The organism is Lentzea jiangxiensis (assembly GCF_900104175.1).
GTDB classification, from domain to species: domain Bacteria; phylum Actinomycetota; class Actinomycetes; order Mycobacteriales; family Pseudonocardiaceae; genus Lentzea; species Lentzea jiangxiensis.
In genome coordinates this window covers 26,022-43,657 of record NZ_FNIX01000002.1, presented here as the reverse complement: position 1 = coordinate 43,657, position 17,636 = coordinate 26,022, and the positions used below count along the sequence as shown (strand labels likewise).

The 17,636-nt window shown below is 71.2% G+C and carries 17 protein-coding genes; 6 read left to right on the top strand and 11 right to left on the bottom strand.

Going from position 1 to position 17,636, the window contains the following annotated elements:
* Positions 1-88: 88 nt before the first annotated feature.
* Together BLQ91_RS08020 and BLQ91_RS08015 are read right to left on the bottom strand one after the other, a co-directional pair.
* Complete coding sequence (locus tag BLQ91_RS08020) at positions 89-3,094, bottom strand: amidohydrolase family protein (protein ID WP_090096123.1); 3,006 nt, start codon at positions 3,092-3,094, stop codon at positions 89-91.
* Positions 3,095-3,234: 140 nt separating this feature from the next.
* Positions 3,235-3,624, bottom strand: a complete 390-nt coding sequence (locus BLQ91_RS08015; protein ID WP_090096680.1) for a hypothetical protein — start codon at positions 3,622-3,624, stop codon at positions 3,235-3,237.
* A gap of 173 nt (positions 3,625-3,797) precedes the next feature.
* On the opposite strand from BLQ91_RS08015, the gene BLQ91_RS08010 reads away from it, so the two are divergent.
* Positions 3,798-4,952, top strand: a complete 1,155-nt coding sequence (locus tag BLQ91_RS08010; protein WP_090096122.1) for a metallophosphoesterase — start codon at positions 3,798-3,800, stop codon at positions 4,950-4,952.
* On the opposite strand, the gene BLQ91_RS08005 is transcribed toward BLQ91_RS08010, so the two are convergent.
* A complete protein-coding gene (locus tag BLQ91_RS08005) occupies positions 4,939-5,469 on the bottom strand; it encodes a histidine phosphatase family protein (protein ID WP_218130175.1) in 531 nt (176 codons plus the stop codon). The two genes, BLQ91_RS08010 and BLQ91_RS08005, sit on opposite strands and share 14 nt — an antisense overlap.
* Positions 5,466-6,341, bottom strand: a complete 876-nt coding sequence (locus tag BLQ91_RS40145) for a hypothetical protein (RefSeq protein WP_143022560.1) — start codon at positions 6,339-6,341, stop codon at positions 5,466-5,468. Before BLQ91_RS40145 ends, BLQ91_RS08005 begins: the two co-directional genes overlap by 4 nt.
* Positions 6,342-6,590: 249 nt before the next feature.
* Here BLQ91_RS40145 and BLQ91_RS07995 point away from each other — a divergent pair, with 249 nt between their 5' ends.
* On the top strand, positions 6,591-7,706 hold the full coding sequence (locus tag BLQ91_RS07995) for a hypothetical protein (protein ID WP_090096678.1): 1,116 nt from the start codon (positions 6,591-6,593) through the stop codon (positions 7,704-7,706).
* Here BLQ91_RS07995 and BLQ91_RS07990 read toward each other — a convergent pair.
* Together BLQ91_RS07990 and BLQ91_RS07985 are read right to left on the bottom strand one after the other, a co-directional pair.
* The gene (locus BLQ91_RS07990; protein WP_245733269.1) at positions 7,684-8,865 is read right to left on the bottom strand and encodes an MFS transporter; all 1,182 of its coding nucleotides are present in this window, start codon (positions 8,863-8,865) and stop codon (positions 7,684-7,686) included. The two genes, BLQ91_RS07995 and BLQ91_RS07990, sit on opposite strands and share 23 nt — an antisense overlap.
* A 64-nt stretch (positions 8,866-8,929) precedes the next feature.
* A complete protein-coding gene (locus BLQ91_RS07985; RefSeq protein WP_090096120.1) occupies positions 8,930-10,282 on the bottom strand; it encodes a gamma-glutamyltransferase in 1,353 nt (450 codons plus the stop codon).
* Positions 10,283-10,411: 129 nt separating this feature from the next.
* Between BLQ91_RS07985 and BLQ91_RS07980 the strand changes: the two genes are divergently transcribed.
* Positions 10,412-11,005 carry a DedA family protein gene (locus tag BLQ91_RS07980; protein ID WP_090096119.1) on the top strand — a complete coding sequence of 198 codons (594 nt, stop codon included), beginning with the start codon at positions 10,412-10,414 and terminating at the stop codon, positions 11,003-11,005.
* Here BLQ91_RS07980 and BLQ91_RS07975 read toward each other — a convergent pair.
* The 3 genes from BLQ91_RS07975 to BLQ91_RS41090 all read right to left on the bottom strand — a co-directional run bounded on the left by BLQ91_RS07975 (position 10,912) and on the right by BLQ91_RS41090 (position 13,609).
* Positions 10,912-12,120: an MFS transporter gene (locus tag BLQ91_RS07975; RefSeq protein WP_090096118.1), complete on the bottom strand. Its 1,209-nt coding sequence runs from the start codon at positions 12,118-12,120 to the stop codon at positions 10,912-10,914. The two genes, BLQ91_RS07980 and BLQ91_RS07975, sit on opposite strands and share 94 nt — an antisense overlap.
* 463 nt (positions 12,121-12,583) lie before the next feature.
* The gene (locus BLQ91_RS07970) at positions 12,584-13,318 is read right to left on the bottom strand and encodes a carbonic anhydrase family protein (protein ID WP_090096117.1); all 735 of its coding nucleotides are present in this window, start codon (positions 13,316-13,318) and stop codon (positions 12,584-12,586) included.
* 135 nt (positions 13,319-13,453) lie between these two features.
* A complete protein-coding gene (locus tag BLQ91_RS41090; protein ID WP_176959626.1) occupies positions 13,454-13,609 on the bottom strand; it encodes a hypothetical protein in 156 nt (51 codons plus the stop codon).
* 52 nt (positions 13,610-13,661) lie between these two features.
* On the opposite strand from BLQ91_RS41090, the gene BLQ91_RS07965 reads away from it, so the two are divergent.
* Complete coding sequence (locus tag BLQ91_RS07965; protein ID WP_090096116.1) at positions 13,662-14,012, top strand: MmcQ/YjbR family DNA-binding protein; 351 nt, start codon at positions 13,662-13,664, stop codon at positions 14,010-14,012.
* Between the two features lie 15 nt (positions 14,013-14,027).
* Here the strand turns inward: BLQ91_RS07965 and BLQ91_RS07960 are convergent, their stop codons facing one another.
* Positions 14,028-14,903 carry an MBL fold metallo-hydrolase gene (locus tag BLQ91_RS07960; protein ID WP_090096115.1) on the bottom strand — a complete coding sequence of 292 codons (876 nt, stop codon included), beginning with the start codon at positions 14,901-14,903 and terminating at the stop codon, positions 14,028-14,030.
* Between the two features lie 82 nt (positions 14,904-14,985).
* Between BLQ91_RS07960 and BLQ91_RS07955 the strand changes: the two genes are divergently transcribed.
* The gene (locus tag BLQ91_RS07955; RefSeq protein WP_090096114.1) at positions 14,986-15,813 is read left to right on the top strand and encodes a LysR family transcriptional regulator; all 828 of its coding nucleotides are present in this window, start codon (positions 14,986-14,988) and stop codon (positions 15,811-15,813) included.
* On the opposite strand, the gene BLQ91_RS07950 is transcribed toward BLQ91_RS07955, so the two are convergent.
* A complete protein-coding gene (locus tag BLQ91_RS07950; RefSeq protein WP_245733268.1) occupies positions 15,810-16,355 on the bottom strand; it encodes a class I SAM-dependent DNA methyltransferase in 546 nt (181 codons plus the stop codon). The two genes, BLQ91_RS07955 and BLQ91_RS07950, sit on opposite strands and share 4 nt — an antisense overlap.
* A 67-nt stretch (positions 16,356-16,422) precedes the next feature.
* Between BLQ91_RS07950 and BLQ91_RS07945 the strand changes: the two genes are divergently transcribed.
* Positions 16,423-17,598 carry an SGNH/GDSL hydrolase family protein gene (locus BLQ91_RS07945; RefSeq protein ID WP_090096112.1) on the top strand — a complete coding sequence of 392 codons (1,176 nt, stop codon included), beginning with the start codon at positions 16,423-16,425 and terminating at the stop codon, positions 17,596-17,598.
* The last annotated feature ends 38 nt before the right edge of the window (positions 17,599-17,636 follow it).

Below are 17,636 nucleotides of genomic sequence, written 5' to 3'. Positions count from 1 at the left end.
ACCGGCGGCGGATTCGTGGCGTGCGCCCGACCACAGGTCATCCCGGACGGACGGGGCGTGGGCGCTCCCGCTTCGACGTCGTGCCGGCTCAGTGGTCGCAGCAGACCCGCTCGGCCCACTCCGGCTCGTGCCACCAGTGCTTCTTCTCCGCCGAAGGCAACGGGTCGAGCGCCGCCGACATCGCGAGAGCCGGCGTCTGCCGGTACGGCTCGAGCAGTTCGGACACGCTGTGGAGCCGCCCACCCACCATCACTTGCCGCACGTCGGCCGCGGCCTTGATGTCCGCCAGCGGATCACCCTCGACGAAAGCGATGTCGGCGGGCGCACCGGGCTTGATCGCGCCGAGCGGCAGGCCCAGCCACCTCGCCGGGTTGCGGGTCGCGGTGATGAGCGCTTCCCGTGGTGTGAAGCCGTATTCGACGAGGGCGCGCAGGTTCATGTGCGTCGCGGTGGCGGGGCTGTCGAGCGGTGCGTCGGTGCCGGTGATGACGAAACCGCCGCCGCGGTGGACCTGCAGCGCCAGCTCGACCCAGCCGCGCAGGATCGCGCGCGACGACGTGCCGGCCGGGGTGCCCTGGTTGTTGGCGTCGGCGACGTAGCGCTCGTACTCCCACGGCGGGTAGAGCACGCGGGTGCGTTCGTCGATGACGAGCGACTTGTCGGTGTCGTAGAGGGCGCGCGACTGGAAGAGCGTGGGCGTGATGGACATGCCGGAGCGGGTGAACAGGGCCACCACGTCCTGGTAGGCCTTGCCCTGGCGGGTGATCGTGTGGGAGTAGCCGAGGCGGTTGGTGGCGCCCACGTGCTCCATGCCGTCCATGCCGATGTTCGCCGCCGGGTAGAGGTAGTGGCTGGAGAGCGGCACGCGTGACCGCTGCACGGCGGCGCGTTGCAGCTCGACGGGCAGGCGGACGTAGGTCTTGATCAGGTCGTAGCCGAGCTCGTGGGCGCGGCGCAGTTCCAGGTCGAGCTGCGCCCTGCTGAGCGTCGGCCGCATGAAGTTGTAGTAGACGCGGGAGCCGTCGACGGCCTCGCCGGTCGCGTAGAACCGCGGCCCCGTCAGGGTTCCCGCGGCGAGCGCCTCCCTGGTCTCGACCATCTGGTAGACCGGGTCGCCGGGTGAGCGGACGGTCGTGACGCCGTAGGCGAGCCAGACGTTGCCCTGCCGCGCGCCCCACTGGCGGCCGCGCAGGTGCCAGTGGTTGTGCGCGTCGATCAGGCCGGGGATGGCGGTCAGGCCCGCCGCATCGACATCGGCCCGTCCCCGCTGCGGCCGGACCTCCTCGACCTCGCCGTTCGCCACGACGATGTCGACGTCGCGCTCGAGCTGGTGCGCCTCGCCGTCCCAGTAGGCGCCGACGCGGACCACCTTGCGGTTCGGGGACTTCGGCCTGCGCCACGTCAGGCCGTGGCGGATCGTCGTGACCCTGCCGTCCACAGTGGACTTGCGGAGCCGGCCGTTGTTCAGGTACACCAGCGCGTCGTTGCCGTGCCACGCCAGCGAGTCGGTGACCTCGTTCGTCACCTTGCGCGGCTCGCCCTGGAACGTGCCCTTGGCGTCGACCGGCACGACCCACGCGACGCTCTCCACGACGAACGCGAGGTGCTTGCCGTCCGGCGACCACACGGGGCCGTCGTCGCCGCGGGTCGCGATGGAGCGGAACGGCATCGGCTCGGTGTACCTCAGCTCGCCGCTCGCGAGGTCGACGCTCAGGACCTGGCTGGTGCCCTCGCGGAACCGCCGTGAGAACGGCTTCACCGCCGCCAGCGCGATCGTGCCGCCGTCCTTCGACCAGGTCGGCCGGCCCGGCTGGAACAACGCGGGCGTGACCTGCCTGCGCGCCTGCCGGTCCGTGATCCACACCTGGCCGTCCTGGTCGAGGTACGCGACCCGCGTCCCGTCCGGCGAGAACCGGGGCGTGGTCTGCGCGTGCGGTGCGGGCGCGAACAGCTCGTCCTCGCCCGAAGCCAGGTCGCGGACCCGCAGCTGCGCGACGCCGGTCCGGTCGCTCGCGTAGACGAGCTTCCTGCCGTCGGGCGAGAAGTCCGGGTCGGAGTCGAAGTACCGGCCGCCGGTCAGCTTCACGGCCTTGCCGCCGCTGAGCAGGTACAGCGCGTTCAACGCCCGGAACGCGATCTTCCCGTCGCTCGACACGACCGGGCTCGCGATGCCCTTCACCGCGCCACCGGTGAGGTTCCCGGCCCGGCGCTGCCCGCGGTTCTCCCGCACCGGAACCGTAGCCTCGAACGGGATGTCCTTCGTGGACCCGCGGGCGAGGCAGCGGATCTTGCCGTCCGCCGTGTAGAGAACGCTGTCACCGTCCCAGATCGGCGCGAACCCGAAGACGTCCTGCCCGCTCACGACCGCGGTCGTGCCGAGCACGAGGTCGGCCTGACCGGGCCGCATCCGCGTGTAGCTGGGCTGATCGCCGGGTCCGAACGCCGCACCGAACAACTGCGTGCCCGTGGGGGCCGTGACGAGACGTTCACGCTTGCCGTCGAGCGTCACGGTGTCGACCGCCGCGTTGCCGACGGTGAAGATGATCCGCGTGCCGTCGGCGGACCACTGCGGTGCCGCGGCCTCGTCCGGCACACCGGTGAGCTGCGTGATCTGCTTCGTGGCCACGTCGAGCACGTGCACGCCGTAGCTGCCCGCCCGATCGCTGACGAACGCGATGCGCTTGCCGTCCGGCGAGAAAGCGGGCTCGCGGTGGTCGTACCGGCCGGACGTGAGCTGCTCCAGCCCGCGGCCGTCGAACCCGATGACGTGCAGGTGGTAGTTGCCGTCCCGGTAGGACTGGAACGCGATCCGGTCACCGGGTCCGAAAGAAGGCAGCGTGGCGTCCTGCAGCTCGCCGGTGAGCTTGCGCGCCTCCCCGCCCGAGGCCGGCAGCACCCAGATGGCGGTGACGAGGTCGATGGCGAGCCACCGGCCGTCCCGTGATCGCGCGACCGAGATGTTGGTGCCCTGCGTCAGCTTCACCCGCGACCCCGGTTCCGCCCGCGCGGCGCCGGTCGTGAGCGCGGAGGCGGCGGTGGCGACGGCGGCGGCCTGCCCGGTGCGGGTCAGCAGTTCGCGACGCGACAGTTCCATGGCGGCACTCCCCGGTGTCGATCCCCTCGGAGATCCACCCTGGCACCGCACCGCGGCCGCGCCATCTACCGTTCGGAGCAGCGCCCACCAAGTGGGACGCGGAGTCCGCGGCAGGGCCGTTCACCGCAACAGCCCACGGCTCACAGCGCCAGCGCGCCCTCGATCCGGGCCACCATCGCGTCCTCGGCGTCCACCACGACACCATCCGCCTCAGCGACCTCACGGCAGATCGCGAGCACCCCGCGGGGGAACTCGACGGCGTCCTCCGGCGACTTGGCGGCCAGCGTCTTCATCGACGAGCGCAGCGCCTCGAGGACGACCGGCTCGATCTCCTCGTCGGTCCCCGCCGGCACCGACGGGCGCGCGCCGCCCAGGACGGTGCGCAGGTCCGGCGAGAGGTTGCGCAGAGCACGCAGGCCGGCGAAGCGCTCCTCCAGCACGGGACCGGGGTCGGCGTGCGAGACCAGCAGCATCGCGCCGTACACCGCGGTGCGCAGGGTGCGGCTCTCCTCGTCGGTGTAGAAGATCATGTGGTCCACTCCAGGTCGTTGTTCCGGTGTTGCTCAGAGGACTCCCGAGCGCCTCACCGGTTGCGTTGCGGACAGCGGAAACGCCTGTGACGGACGTCTACGCCGACGGAAGCGAACAAACGGCGGCCGTTGTGCGTTGAACGAGTTCCAAGCCCTTTCAGGAGGATGCAAGCATGACGACCACCGCTGCCCGGCCCCGCGTCACGGTTCGGCGGGTGGTGTTCACGCTCGTCCTCTTCACCGTGACGACGCTGCTGTTCTGGGTGCCCTTCGAGGGGCTGTTCGCGGCGAGCGCCGAGTGGCCGGACCCGGTCCGCCCGATCGCCGCGGTCGTGTTCGTCGCGGCGGCCATCACGATGATCGTGCTGTTCACGCAGCGCGGCAGTGACCGGGCGGCACGCATCTCGCAGTTCCTGCTCGGTTTCGCCTGGATCGCGTTCGTCTGGACGCTGATCTCCGACGTGGTGCGGATCGGCCTGGCGGTGGCGGGGGTCGAGAACCCGTTCCGCTCCCGGTTCATCGCGGTGCTGCTGGCCGTCCTCATCGTCACCGTGACGGTGTACGGCGTGTACGAGGCGATGCGCGTGCCCCGGATCAAGCGGCAAGCCGTGACGATTCCCCGGCTCGACCCCGCGTTCGACGGCCTGACCGTCGCGGTCGTCACCGACACGCACTACGGCGCCATCAACCGCGCGAAGTGGTCCCGGGGCATGGTCGACGCGGTCAACGGGCTCGGCGCGGACGTCGCCGTGCACGTCGGCGACATCGCGGACGGCACCGCCGAGCAGCGCCTGGAGCAGGCCACCCCGCTCGGCGACGTCAACACCGAGCACCGCTTCTACATCACCGGCAACCACGAGTACTACTCGAACGGCCAGGGCTGGGTCGACCTCATGACCCGCCTGGGCTGGAGGGCGCTGCGCAACGAGCACGTGGTGCTGGAGCGCGGTGGCGCCAAGCTCGTGTTCGCCGGGATCGACGACGTCACGGCGAGCCACTCCGGCGAGCCCGGTCACGCCGCTGACCTCGCCACGGCGCTGCGCGGTGCCGATCCCGGCGCACCGGTCGTGCTGCTGGCGCACCAGCCGTCGGAGGTCAAGAAGTCCGTCGCGGCGGGCGTGGACCTGCAGCTGTCCGGGCACACGCACGGCGGTCAGATCTGGCCGTTCCACTACCTGGTGCGGCTGCAGCAGCCGGTGGTCGCCGGCCTGAGCAGGCACGGCGACCGCACGCAGCTCTACACCAGCCGCGGTTCCGGCTTCTGGGGCCCGCCGATGCGCGTCTTCGCGCCCAGCGAGATCACGCTGCTCACGCTCAAGGCGAGTTGAGGTGCCCGCCGTCGTTGAACCGCACCAGGCGGGGTGACTCGCCGGTCGTGTAGCGGATCACGGTCAGCGCGGCGTGGTCGTGGTTCAGCGTCAGCCACCGCTCGGGCGGGGCGTCCAGGGCGTCCCGCACGAGCCAGCCGATCAGGAACGCGTGCGTCACGACCAGCACCGGGCCGTCGCCGGGGCGTGCGAACCGGGTCTCGGCCTCGTGCGCCAGGGCGGGGCCGCGGGTGCGCTCGGACTCGGGGAACCGGTCGAAGAAGTCGTCGTGGTCCGGGACGAAGTGCGGCACGTAGTCGTCGGCGGCCGACTCGACTCGGCAGGGCACGCGCAGCACACCGGCGATGATCGACGCGGTCTCCGCCGCGCGGGCGGCCGGACCGTGGTGCACTGCGGCGAAACCCGTGCCCCGCAACCGTTCCGCGAGCGCCTCGGCCTGCCTGCGGCCCCGTGCCGTCAGCCGGGCCCCGTCCTTCGTCGCTTCGCCGTGCCGGACCAGGTGCAGATCTCTTGTCACGCCGTGCAGTCTGCCCTGACGGCACCGGCGGCGTGATGGGCGTAGGTGGGTCCGGAGCCGTTCCAGTCCTGACCTCGGGTGAGCAGCTGCACGGTCAGGTTTCCGCTGGCCTTGAACTTCCCGGCGACGACCCACTGGCCGCGCTTGTCCACCTGCTTGATCGCGAACGACGCCATCGGGGTGCCGCCGACGCCGTTGCGGTCGAACACGTAGTACACGGTCGGGTTACCCCCGACCTGTTCGAGGTTGCCGTTCGGGATGTGCACCGAGAGCTCGCACGTGCCGGAAGCCGCGAACGTCCACATGCCGTACGCGGAGCTTTCGTCGCGACGGGCGTCACCGGACATCGGGATCGACACGAACGTCGAGCCGCACCGGCCGTCGCCGCGGTCGACCCAGCCCTTGCGGCCGTCGCGGTACGAGCCGACGCCGCTGAACCCGCCGCAGCCGGGGCCGGTGGTGAACGACTTGACGCCCGCGGGCGCCCTGCCCGTGTCCGGGGCGGGTGGCGGCACGGCGTTCTGCGTCGGCACCAGGCTCGGCGCGGACTCCTCCGGCAGCTCCTCCGGCGGGGTGATCAGGCCGGGGATGTAGCTGTGCGAGGGCTGCGCGAGGTCGGTCCCGCCGACGCCGGGGTCACCGTCGAACGTCGCGACCGCGATCCCGCCGAGCACGAGCAGCGCGACGGTGGCGGCGATCGCGGCGGCGCGCGGCTTGAGCGGGCCGCCGGCCGGCGGCTTCTCCTGCCGCGCCGCCCGGTCACCGGCCGCGGCCCAGCGAGCGGCTCCCCTGGCGCGGGCAGCCTCCATCAACGCCGGGTCGGGCGCCACGTGGCGCTCGGTCGGTGGTTCGTCGGGGAACTGGGTCGGCACGGAGCGCAGTGTGCCAGGGCGGCGGGAGCACTCAAACGTGTGGTTCTTTCACGAATGGGTCGTTTGCCTTCAATGCACCGCATGCCGTGCCGGTCGTTGCGCCATTTGTCCACGCACCGTCACGACGACCGGACCAGAGCGGGTTCCGGCAGAGCCGATCACGGTCGGGAAACACCTGGAGAACGCCTTGATCTCGCCTCGGCCGGCAAGTGCTGGCCAAGCCCTCCCAACCCGTTTAGGGTGCCCGCCATGCCTTCAGGTAGACAGGCCGTCGTGCTGCTTGCCGCCCTCGTGGCGGGGTGCGGCACGGCGATCCCCGGTTCCCCCGTCGCAGGACCGCGGTTACCCCTGACGTCGACCTCGCAGACCGTGACGGTCGTGCCGACGACACCACCGCCGAGCAGCGCCTCTCCCCCGTCTGCTCCGCCGTCCCCGGCTCCTCCCGCTCCCGCCGCGAAGTTCGGCAACCCGGCCGGCACCGCCGCCGTCCCGCCCGAAGCCGCCGCCGAGGACACCTCGAAGCCCACCCGCGTGATCGGCACCGGCACGCCCGCGAGCTGCACGTCGCAGGCCGTGGTCGCCGCGGTCGCCGCCGGCGGGGTCGTCACGTTCGACTGCGGTCCGCAGGCGCACACCATCCCGATGACCGCGACCGCGAAGGTCCGCGCCCGGACGGTGCTCGACGGCGGCGGCCGGATCACGCTGAGCGGCCAGGGACAGCGCCGGTTGCTCGAGCAGAACGCTCCCCGGCTGGTCGTCCAGAACATCACTCTCGCCGACGGCAACTCGACCGGTGAGACGGCCGGGGGCGGGGGCGGCGGCGCGATCATGGTGCTCGGCGGCCAGCTCAAGGTCGTGAACTCGCGCTTCGCGAACAACCGCTGCGATGCGGCCGGTCCCGACCTGGGCGGCGCCGCGATCCGCGTGGTCGCCTGGGAGGAGAAGAAGCCGGTCCACATCACCGGCAGTACGTTCGAGGGCGGCGTGTGCTCCAACGGCGGCGCGCTCAGCAGCATCGGCGCGTCGTGGGTCGTGCTCAACAGCCTGATGAAGGGCAACAAGGCCATCGGCCGCGGCGCCAACCCGGCGCGCGCGGGCACACCCGGTGGCGGCAGCGGTGGCGCGATCTACAACGACGGCAACACGTTCACGCTGCGGATCGCCGGCACGCTGATCGAGGACAACCAGGCCAACGAGGGCGGCGGCGCGATCTTCTTCGTCAGCAACGACAGGACGGGCTCGCTGTCGGTGGAGGGCGGCTCGACGTTGCGCCGCAACCCCAGCCTCGGCTTCGAGACGATCAAGGGGATCTTCTACCTCGGCGTCGGCGAGAAGCCGCGGGTCACCGCCTCGACGGTGCGGTGAGCCTGCCCGCGACGAGCAGCAGCGCCAGTCCGAGCACGCTCATCGCGAGGCTGAAGCCGTAGACCCAGCGGAAGCCCAGCCCCTGGGAGACGCCGAGCAACGCGCCCGCGACCATGCCGCCGACGATCTGGGTGTTGCTGAACATCGTCGTGGCGTGGCCGGGGCGGCCGGGGTCGAGGCTCTGGAAGTACGTGATCCCGACACCCATGATCAACGAGATGACGGTGGCGTGCAGCAGCTGTGCGGCCATCACCTGCCAGATGGCGTCGGTGAACACCATCACTCCGTGGTAGCCCAACGCGATCACGGCGCCGATGAGCACGAGCTTGTGCTGCGACATCCGGTTCGCCAGCGAGCCGAACCACAGCATCATCGGGATCTCCAGCGCCGCGCACAGACCCATCGCGAGCCCGGCGTCGCCGGCCGTGCCGTCCAGCTCGGTCGTGACGAACAACGGCAGGCCGCTCACCGCGAGCGCCACGGCGCCCTGCAGGAACAGGAACGCGGCGGAGACGACGGTCATGTTGCCGCGCGCCGGTCCCGCGACCTCCTCGGCCGCTTCCGCCTCCTCGTCCCGGGCGGGCGGCACGGGGAGGGTGAGCGCGAGGACCGCGACGCCGAGCTGCAGCACGGCCGTGGAGGCGAACAGGCCGACCCACCCGGTCTTCGCGACGAGCAGCGCGGCCACCGGCGGTCCGGCGACCCAGGCGACCGACAGCAGCGTGCGCAGAACGCTGACGACCATCGACGGCCCTCGGGAGACCTGACGGCCGTACGCGAAGAGCTGCGGCAGCAACGACCCGGTGATCGCGATGAAGACGACGGACGTGCCGAGCAGGAACCAGTAGTCGCGCAGGACGGCGAACAGGCCGTAGCCGACGGCACCGGCGACACCGCCCGCGGCGAGCATGTACCGGCGCTGCACGCGGCCGTCGGACAGCTTGCCCATGATCGTGCTGGCGACGACCGACGCGAGCGGGCTCGCGATCAGGAAGAAGCCGAGCTGGAACGGCGTCACCTTGATCTCGCTCGTGAGGAACAGCGAGTTGAACGGCAGGGCGAACGCCATCGACACGCCGGACACGACGCTGATGACGGAGAGTTGGAGGAACGTACGGGACAGGAGCGGCGAGGATCTTCTGTCGCTGAGTGCCGTCACCCGCCCATCGTGCGCGTCGAGCGGTGAATCAGGAAACCAAATATCCCATTATGCGGGCAACATCTCACACAACGACGATCGCGCCGCCCCGACGGTGATCCGCACCACCCCTGAGCTGGCCCGATCCGGTCATTTCGACCACCTGGCACCCGCCGAAGAACATGTTCGGGGCGCGGAAGCGCGTCACCGGCAGCTCGCTTTCCGGCCGGATTCCCGGTTCGACGTGCAGGTGGTCCCCGCTCAGGTGCATCCGGGGCGCGTCAACGGCCTCCTGGGCGGGCATGCCGCGGTCGAGCACGTTCACGAGCACCTGCAGGATCGCGCCGCAGATCCGGCTCGAGCCCGCGCTGCCGAGCACCAGCTCGGTCCCGCCGCGGTGCGTGACGACGGTCGGCGCCATCATCGACGGCAGGCGGTCGCCGGGCGCGTGGCTGAAGAACCCGTCCGGGGACAGGTCCTCCTCGCCCATCATGTTGTTCAGGTGCACGCCCGCGATCGAGATGCCCGAGCCGGCGCCGTTCGTGGTCGTGACGCCGCAGGCGGTGCCGTCGGCGTCGAGCACGGAAATGTGCGTCGTGGAGCCGAGGCGGTTCAGGTGCGTCTTCGGGGTGGCGAGCGCGCGCAGGAGGTCCTGCTGCGAAGGGGTGTCCGGCAACGCCTCCAGCATCTGCGTGAGCAGCGCACCGCCCGCCGCGGGTGGCGGGTTCGTGTGGATGTCACGGCCGCGGTGCCGCACGTGCAACGGCTCGCGCTCGACGGCCTCGTACGCCGCGAGGTCGGCGCGCGTGAGGTCACCGCCCCGAGAGGAGATCTCGTCGGCGATCGCGGCCGCGACGTCGCCGGTGTAGAACGGCGCGGCGCCGTCGCTGCCGAGCCGGTCGAGGGCTTCGGCGAGCTCGGGCTGCACGAGCAGTTCGCCCTCCTCGAAGGCGTTCAGGCCCGCGCTCTGGGCGAGCGGCAGCAGCAACGACGTCACGTAGGCCTGGTACCGGTTCACCCGGTGGCCTTCGCGGGCGTGCATCGCCGCCGTGGCGACGAGCTCGTGCAACGGCGCTCGCCCGTACGTGGCGGCTTTCGCGGCACCCGCGGGCATGCCGTACGCGGCGACCGAGGACGGTCCGACGTGGAACTCCTGCTGCGCGTCGCCGAAGTGGACGGTGATGGGGTCGAGCGGCGCCCTGTCCCCCGCTTTCGCGCGGCCCGGTGCCTCGGCGGAGAAGTCGAGCAGCACCGGGGTCCCGCCGGCCGGCGCGATCATCATGTACCCGGCGGCACCGAGGCCGGTCAGCAGCGGTTCGGTGACGCACGACGTCAGCATCGCCGCGACGGCGGCGTCCACGGCGTTCCCGCCCGCGCGCAGCACCGCCGCGCCCGCCTGTGCGGTGAGCGGGTGGCCCGCCGCGATCGCGCCTCGCACGGTCTACCTCCAGAAAGGGAAGGCGAACAACGGTAGACCCGTGCACGATCAGCGGCCAGCCGGGCCTCGCCGGGGTCGCGTGACCGGCCGGAGGTTGGATCACCGGGCGAAACGGGTAATTCGACGACCATGGACTGGATCACCCGCCTGATGGAGGCGCTGGGCTCGCCCGGCGCGGGCATCGCCGTCGCGTTGGAGAACGTGTTCCCCCCGGTGCCGAGCGAGGTGATCCTGCCGCTCGCCGGGTTCACCGCCGGTCAGGGCAAGATCTCGCTGATCGCGGCGATCCTGTGGACCACGGCGGGCTCCGTCGTCGGAGCCCTGGTGCTGTACGGGCTCGGCGCGTGGCTCGGGGTCGACCGGCTGCGCAAGGCGGCGGACAAGATCCCGTTCGTCACGGCGTCCGATGTGGACAAAGCCGACGAGTGGTTCGACAAGCACGGCAACAAGGCCGTGTTCTTCGGGCGCATGGTGCCGGTGGTGCGGAGCCTGATCTCCATCCCGGCCGGGGTGTCCGGGATGCCGATCCTGAAGTTCACGGTCTACACCGCGGCCGGCAGCCTCGTGTGGAACACCGCGCTGATCCTCGCCGGGTACGCGCTCGGCGAGAACTACGAGCTCGTCGACCGCTACCTGGGCTGGGTCTCCATCGTCGTGCTCGCCGGGCTGGCCATCGCCATCATCTGGTTCGTCGTCTCGCGGTCCAAGGCCCGCCGCTCGTAGAACACCGACACCACCGCGATCGCGAGGCCCGCCAGCGACAGGGCCACGCCGACCCACGCCGTCGAGGTGTAGCCCCAGCCCGCCGCGATGGCCAGCCCGCCGAGCCACGCGCCCGCGCCGTTCGCGACGTTGAGCGACGAGTGGTTCGACGAGGCCGCGAGCGACGGCGCGTCGGGTGAGGCGTCCATAAGCCTGATCTGCAGCGCCGCCGCGAGAATCTGGATGGTGAAGCCCAGCAGGAACAAGAACGCGAACAGCAGCACCGGAACGGTCGCGGTGAGCCCGAACAGCACGAGGATCACGCAGACCGCGACCAGCCCGCCGAACACCGAGCCCGTCACCGACCGGTCCACGAACCGGCCGCCGAACGTCGCGCCCAGCGTCATGCCGAGGCCGAACACCGCGAGCACCCACGGCACCGCGCCCGCCGGCAGCCCGCCGACCTCGGTCGTGAGCGGCGCGACGTAGGAGTAGACGGCGAACATGCCGCCGAAGCCGATCATGCCGGTGAAGATCGCGAACCAGACCGTCGGCCGGCCGAACGCCCGCACCTCGGCCTTCATCGACGCACCCTCGACCTTCGGCACCCGCGGCACCCAGGCCGCGATCGCCAGCGCGGTGATCACGGCGATCACCGCGACCGCGAGGTAGGCCGTGCGCCAGCCGATCTGCTGCCCCGCCGCCGTGGCAAGCGGTACGCCCACAAGGTTCGCCACGGTGAGACCGACCATCACGCGCGCAACAGCCGTGCCACGCCGTTCGGGAGCAACGAGCGCCGCGGCGACGACCGCCGCGATGCCGAAGAACGCACCGTGCGGCAGTCCCGCGACAAACCGCGCGATGAGCAGAAGCGTCTTGTCCTGGGCGACCGCGGAGAGCCCGTTGCCGAGCGCCACCGCGACCATCAGGCCGATCAGCATGCCCTTGCGCGGCAACTTGGCGCCCAAGACCGCGATCAACGGCGCACCGACGACGACACCGGCGGCGTACAGGCTGATCGCGTGGCCCGCCTCGTAGTCGGGGATGCCGAACGTCTCCGCGATCTGCGGCAACAGACCCATCGTCGCGAACTCGGTCGTTCCGATGCCGAACCCGCCGAGCGCGAGCGCGGTCATGGCGCGGGTGGTGTTCAAGGCTTCCCCAGACAGGTGGTGGGCAGATTAGTTAGCTACCGCATCGATCCTACGGTTCTTCTGACGCGCTTCAGAAGGCTCCGGAGCGGTGCCGATGCTCACACGCCGGGCGCGGAATACCGGCATCAGCGCCACCGCGAGCCTGCCCAGCGCGAGCAGCGCTCCGATCCAGTCGGGCGTGGTGTGTCCGAGCCCCCGTTGCCGATCGCGATCGACCGAGCCGGGTGGCCCAGCGTTGCCGAGGTTGAACGCCGCGGCGGTGGCGGCCGGTGGCGGCTATCCCGCCAGCGCCCCACCAGCGCTCGGCCCACCCTCCCGCGCCACCCCAAGCCGCGCCGCCCAAACCGCCATCCAGCCGTACCACTGCCACCCCGCACCCCTCCACCCCGACAAGCCACAGGGCCGGCCCCGAATCCCCGGGACCGGCCCACCGAGCACCCCGGCGTCAGATCCGCGGCACCTCGACGATCGTCCGACCGTTGAGCGGCTGCGGCGCACGGGCGTTGCCGGTGGTGAACAGCCCCTGGAAGCGGGCGATCGTCGCCGCCGTCACGTGCTGCGGGCCGGTCAGGTACCACTCGACGCCCTCGGTGAACGGCGCCGTGGTCAGCGAGCCCGTGTAGTGCAGCGTGTGGTGTCCCGGGGGCAGCAGGCGGTTGAGGTCGATCGGCTCGATCTCGACCGGCGCGCCGCACTCGGGCGACAGCGTGGCCAGCACGTCGTCCACGACCGAGTGGGAGCCGACGACGAGCGGGACGCCGACCACCAGCAGCTTGCCGGCGGCGCTGCGGTGCACGAGGTGCATCTCCAGCGGGGTACCGCGGCCGCCGAACTGGTGCTCGGACGGCGTGTGGAAGTGGAACTGCACCAGGTCGTAGCGGGTGCCGGCCACGGTGACGTGGCCTGCGCCCGGCTCGACCTCGGCTTCCTCCGTCTCCTCGTGGTCGCGGGTGGTGCAACCGTCGGCCTTGGCCGTGTCCTTGCGGACGTACTTGAGCTCCAGTGCGGAGTGGCCGTAGGTCACGTCGAGCTTCGCCGCGTGCGGGTCGAGCCGGATCGCTTGGGGCGTGACGTTGATCGGGCTCTGCGTCGGGGTGGCCGACTCGGCGGAGCCGACGGCGAAGAACGACGCGGTGAGCACGAGCGGAAGAAGGCCCGGAAGGGACCGCTTGAGGTTCATCGCCCCACTTTTCACCCGATCGAGTGAAATGGGGAAGCGAAGTGTGTTCGCACTCTCACCCCAAGAACTCACTCCCTCGTCTTAATTGGAACAACACCTTCGACAGCAGTGGGTCAAAAGGTGCAATCCGGAACATCAGCGCAGCTCACCCGCGCCGAAACCAGCAACAGAAGTTGTCACCGCAACAACCGGAGCAAGCCGCAGAAATGATGAACCACGAAGTTCCAAATCGCTATTGTCCGATTCGTTCCCATTGCCGAATTCGGAATCGCCAAGGGCTTGCAATTGCACCCGTCACCGCGAGTGACGAGACACGGGACAGCGCGACGAGGAGGATTCCGGCATGGTCACCACCGCCGACGTCCGCGCCGTCGCGCTGACACTGCCCCGCACCACCGAGCACCTGATCCGCGACCGCGTGAAGTTCCGCGTCGGCCGGATCGTCTACGCGGCGCTGTCCCACGACGAGACGGTGCTCGGCTTCGGCTACCCGCGCGAGGAGCGGGAGGCGCTCGTCGCGAGCGACCCGGTCAAGTTCGCGTTCCCGAGCCAGTCCGACATGCGCTTCCAGTGGGTGCACGCCTCCATGGCCGAGCTGGACGCCGAGGAGATGACGGAGCTCGTCACGGGCGCTTGGACGATGTGCGTGCCCAAGAAGGTCATCCGCGCCCACCTCGGCGAGGATTTTATTTAGTCGACACTGAAGTCATCAAGCGGACAAACCCTCCGAGCAGAGGCAGCCCACCCCGGGCTCGATCCACTCCCGCCCCGCCCACTCCGGGTGCCGCTCGACCAGCACGGCCCGCACCTCCGCCACGACCTCGGCGAGGTCCGCGGCGGAGCGCCGCCGCCAGGTCTCGTCGCGCAGCTCCCGCAGGTAGTCCCGGACGTCCTCCAGCACCGCGAGACCACCGACCGACCCGTGTCCCGGTACGACGGTCCGCGGCTCCGAGGCGATCAACCGCTCCAGGACGTCGATCCAGCCGAGGCCCGAGACGTCCGTGTCGTGCGGCGGGAACCACGGGAAGATCGCGAACTGCCCGGTCTCGGCCAGGTCGCCGGTGAACAGCACGCCCGCGTCCGGCACCTCGACGACCTGGTCCCCCGGCGTGTGGCCGCGGCCGGTCGGCCTCAGCAGCACCGTCCGGCCGCCGAGGTCGAGCGCGTGGACGCCGTCGAACACGAGGTCCGGCACCGGCACCTCGACGCCGGCCAGCCGTTCGGCGACCGCGCCGCCGAAGCCGCGGAACATCTCCAGGTAGCCGGATCCCTTGCGGCGCAGGTCGTCCGCCTGCGCGCGGTTGACCAGGTAGGAGTCGAACGCGGAGGCGCCGAAGGCGTGTTCGGGGTGGAAGTGGGTGGTCGTGAGGTGCACGCGCCGGCCGCGCGCCACCTCGGACGCGAACGCGAGCACCTCGGAGGCGTTGGCGAGGCCGAGTCCGGTGTCGACGACGAGCACGGCCTCGGAGCCGCCGATGATCCCGATGTTGGGCACCAGGCTGACGTGCTCGTTGGGGATCACCAGCACGTCCGCGGCCACCTCGACGGCGGCGGAGACGTGGACGGCGGGGTCGGGGAGGTTCATGCCCCCACTCCACCGGCGCTGCCCGGCTGCCGTCCAAGACCGTGTGCGCACACCCGATACCGGACGAGTATCGTGCCTGGTCATGGAGCTGCGCACGCTGCGGTACTTCGTCGCGGTCGCCGAGGAGCTGCACTTCGGCCGCGCCGCGCGCCGCCTGCACCTGAGCCAGCCGCCGCTCAGCCGGGCGATCAAACAGCTCGAGAACGACCTCGGCACGGCGCTCCTGCACCGCTCCCCCGCCGGCGTCGCGCTCACGGACGCGGGCCGCCTGCTGCTGCACGAGGCGAGGGCGTTGCTCGACCACGCCGGCCGCATCCGGGCCAAGATCGCCCGGACGACGATCACCGTGGGCGTGCTCGGCGACCACGGCGCGGCGCGGGTCGCCGCCGCGTTCCGGCGCAGGCGCCCGGACGTCGAGGTCCGCGTCCGCGAGACCGACCTGACGGACCCGACCTGCGGCCTGCGCACCGGGCGGGTCGACGTGGCCCTGACGCGCGGCCCGTTCGACGAAAGCGGTCTGCGCACCCGGATCCTGCGCCACGACCCGGTTGGAGCGGTGCTGCGGGCCGACGACCCGCTCGCCACATCGCGGCACCTGACCACCACCGACCTCGCCGGCCGCGAGTGGTTCCAGTTCCCGGAGGGCACGGACCCGGTCTGGCGCGACTACTGGAACGGCGGCGCACCCCGCGGTGGCCCGACCGTCCGGGCCGTGCAGGAGTGCGTGCAATCCGTGCTGTGGAACGGATCCGTCGGTCTCGCCCCGCTGGGCCACGACCTCGGCGACGGGCTGGTCGTCGTCCCGCTGGCCGACCTGCCGCCCAGCCCCGTCCTGATCGCGTGGCGCGAGGACGACCCGCTCACCAGGGACTTCGTCGAAGCGGCAACGCAGGCGCACGCGCGCCTCTAGCGCTCTGTCCCGTCGAGGCGGTGGACGGACACCGCGTAGTCGTTGCCCTCGAACGGTGTGCGGTCCCACGTCGCGAACCGCTCGACCAGCCGCAGGCCCGCTCGCGCGCAGTGCTCGTCGTACTCCTCGGCGGTGTACCCGCGGTCCAGGCTGAACCCGGCGACCAGCACGCCGCCCACGTGCCGCGCGACGCCCGCGACGAGTGCGTCCTGCGTGCCGGGTGCGGTGAACAGCGGCACGTTGCCCGCCATGACGACCACGTCGAACGTGCGCCCGAGGTCCAGCTCGGCCAGGTCGGACCGCACCCAGCTGACGTGCGGTGCCTGCTCGCGCGCGTAGTCGAGCATCGAGGCGTCGAGGTCCGCGCCGACGACCTCGATGCCGTGCCGTGCGAGCTCGATCCCGACGCGCCCGGTGCCGCAGCCCGCGTCCAGCACGGTCTTCGGTTCGTACGCGCGCACGAACGTCGCCTCGCCGTGCACGTCCATCCCCGACTCGGCGAGCGAGTCAAACCTGCGCTGGTACTCCGCCCCGTTCCACACGCGGCACAGCATAGATCCGAAGATCGGCGGCTACCGGACGTGGGAGAGCGCTGCCAAGGTCGAGGACATGACGCGCTTTCTGCTGGCGGTGGCGTTGCTCGTGGCGGCGGCCTCACCCGCGCAGGCCGCACCGCCCCGATGGGTCGGCACCTGGGCGGCAGCGCCGTCCTCGGCCGTGCCGGGGACCGACAACGGCTACGTCGACCACTCGATCCGCAACATCGTGCACGTCAGCGCGGGCGGCAAGGAGATCCGCGTCCGCCTCTCCAACGCCTACGGCCGCACGCCCGTCGTGTTCGGCCAGGTCACGGTGGCGCGCGCGGCGGGCCCGGACACGCCGCTGGCGCTGCCCGGCACGATGCGCACGCTCACGTTCGGCGGTTCGCGGTCCGTCACGGCTCCGCCCGGTGCCGACGTGGTGAGCGACGGCGTGGCGCTGACCGTCCCGGCGGACTCCGACCTGCTCGTGAGCGTTTACACGCCTGAGCCCGGCGGCCCCGTAACGCACCACCAACTGGCCATGCAGAACTCGTACTTCACCCGCGAAGGCAACCACACAGCCGACGAGTCCGCGGCCGCCTATCGCGAACGCACGACGAACTGGCACTACGTCTCGGGCGTGGACGTGCGCTCGTCGACGTTGAAGGGCAGCGTGGTGGCGCTCGGCGACTCGATCACCGACGGCGCGAACTCGACGTGGGGCGCGAACCTGCGCTGGCCCGACCAGCTCGCCGACCGCGTCAACACCCGGCTGGGCGTGCTGAACGCGGGCATCAGCGGCAACCGGCTCCTGCTCGACGGCGGCTCGTCCGGCCCCAACGCACCGGCGAGGCTGAACCGCGACGTGCTCACCCAGTCCGGCGTCCGCTCGGTGATCGTGTTCGAGGGCATCAACGACATCCAGCAGACGCCGCACCAGACCGACCCGGCCCGGATCATCGCGGCGCTGAAGCAGATCGCCCAGCGCTCGCACGACCGCGGCCTGCGGGTCGTCGGCGCGACCATCACGCCGTTCAAGGGCTGGAACAGCTACACCGAGGAGCTCGAGTCGGTGCGCCAGGCGGTGAACGCGTTCATCCGCACCAGTTCCGACTTCGACGCGGTCGTCGACTTCGACCAGGTCATCCGTGACCCGGCGGACCCGCAGCGGATCAGGCCGGACTACGACGAGGGCGACCACCTGCACCCCGGTGACCGGGGTTTCGAGGCGATGGCGAAGGCGGTGCGGACCGCCACCCTCTGAACACCCGATCGGGCGACGGCGGTTTGTCCCGGTGACCG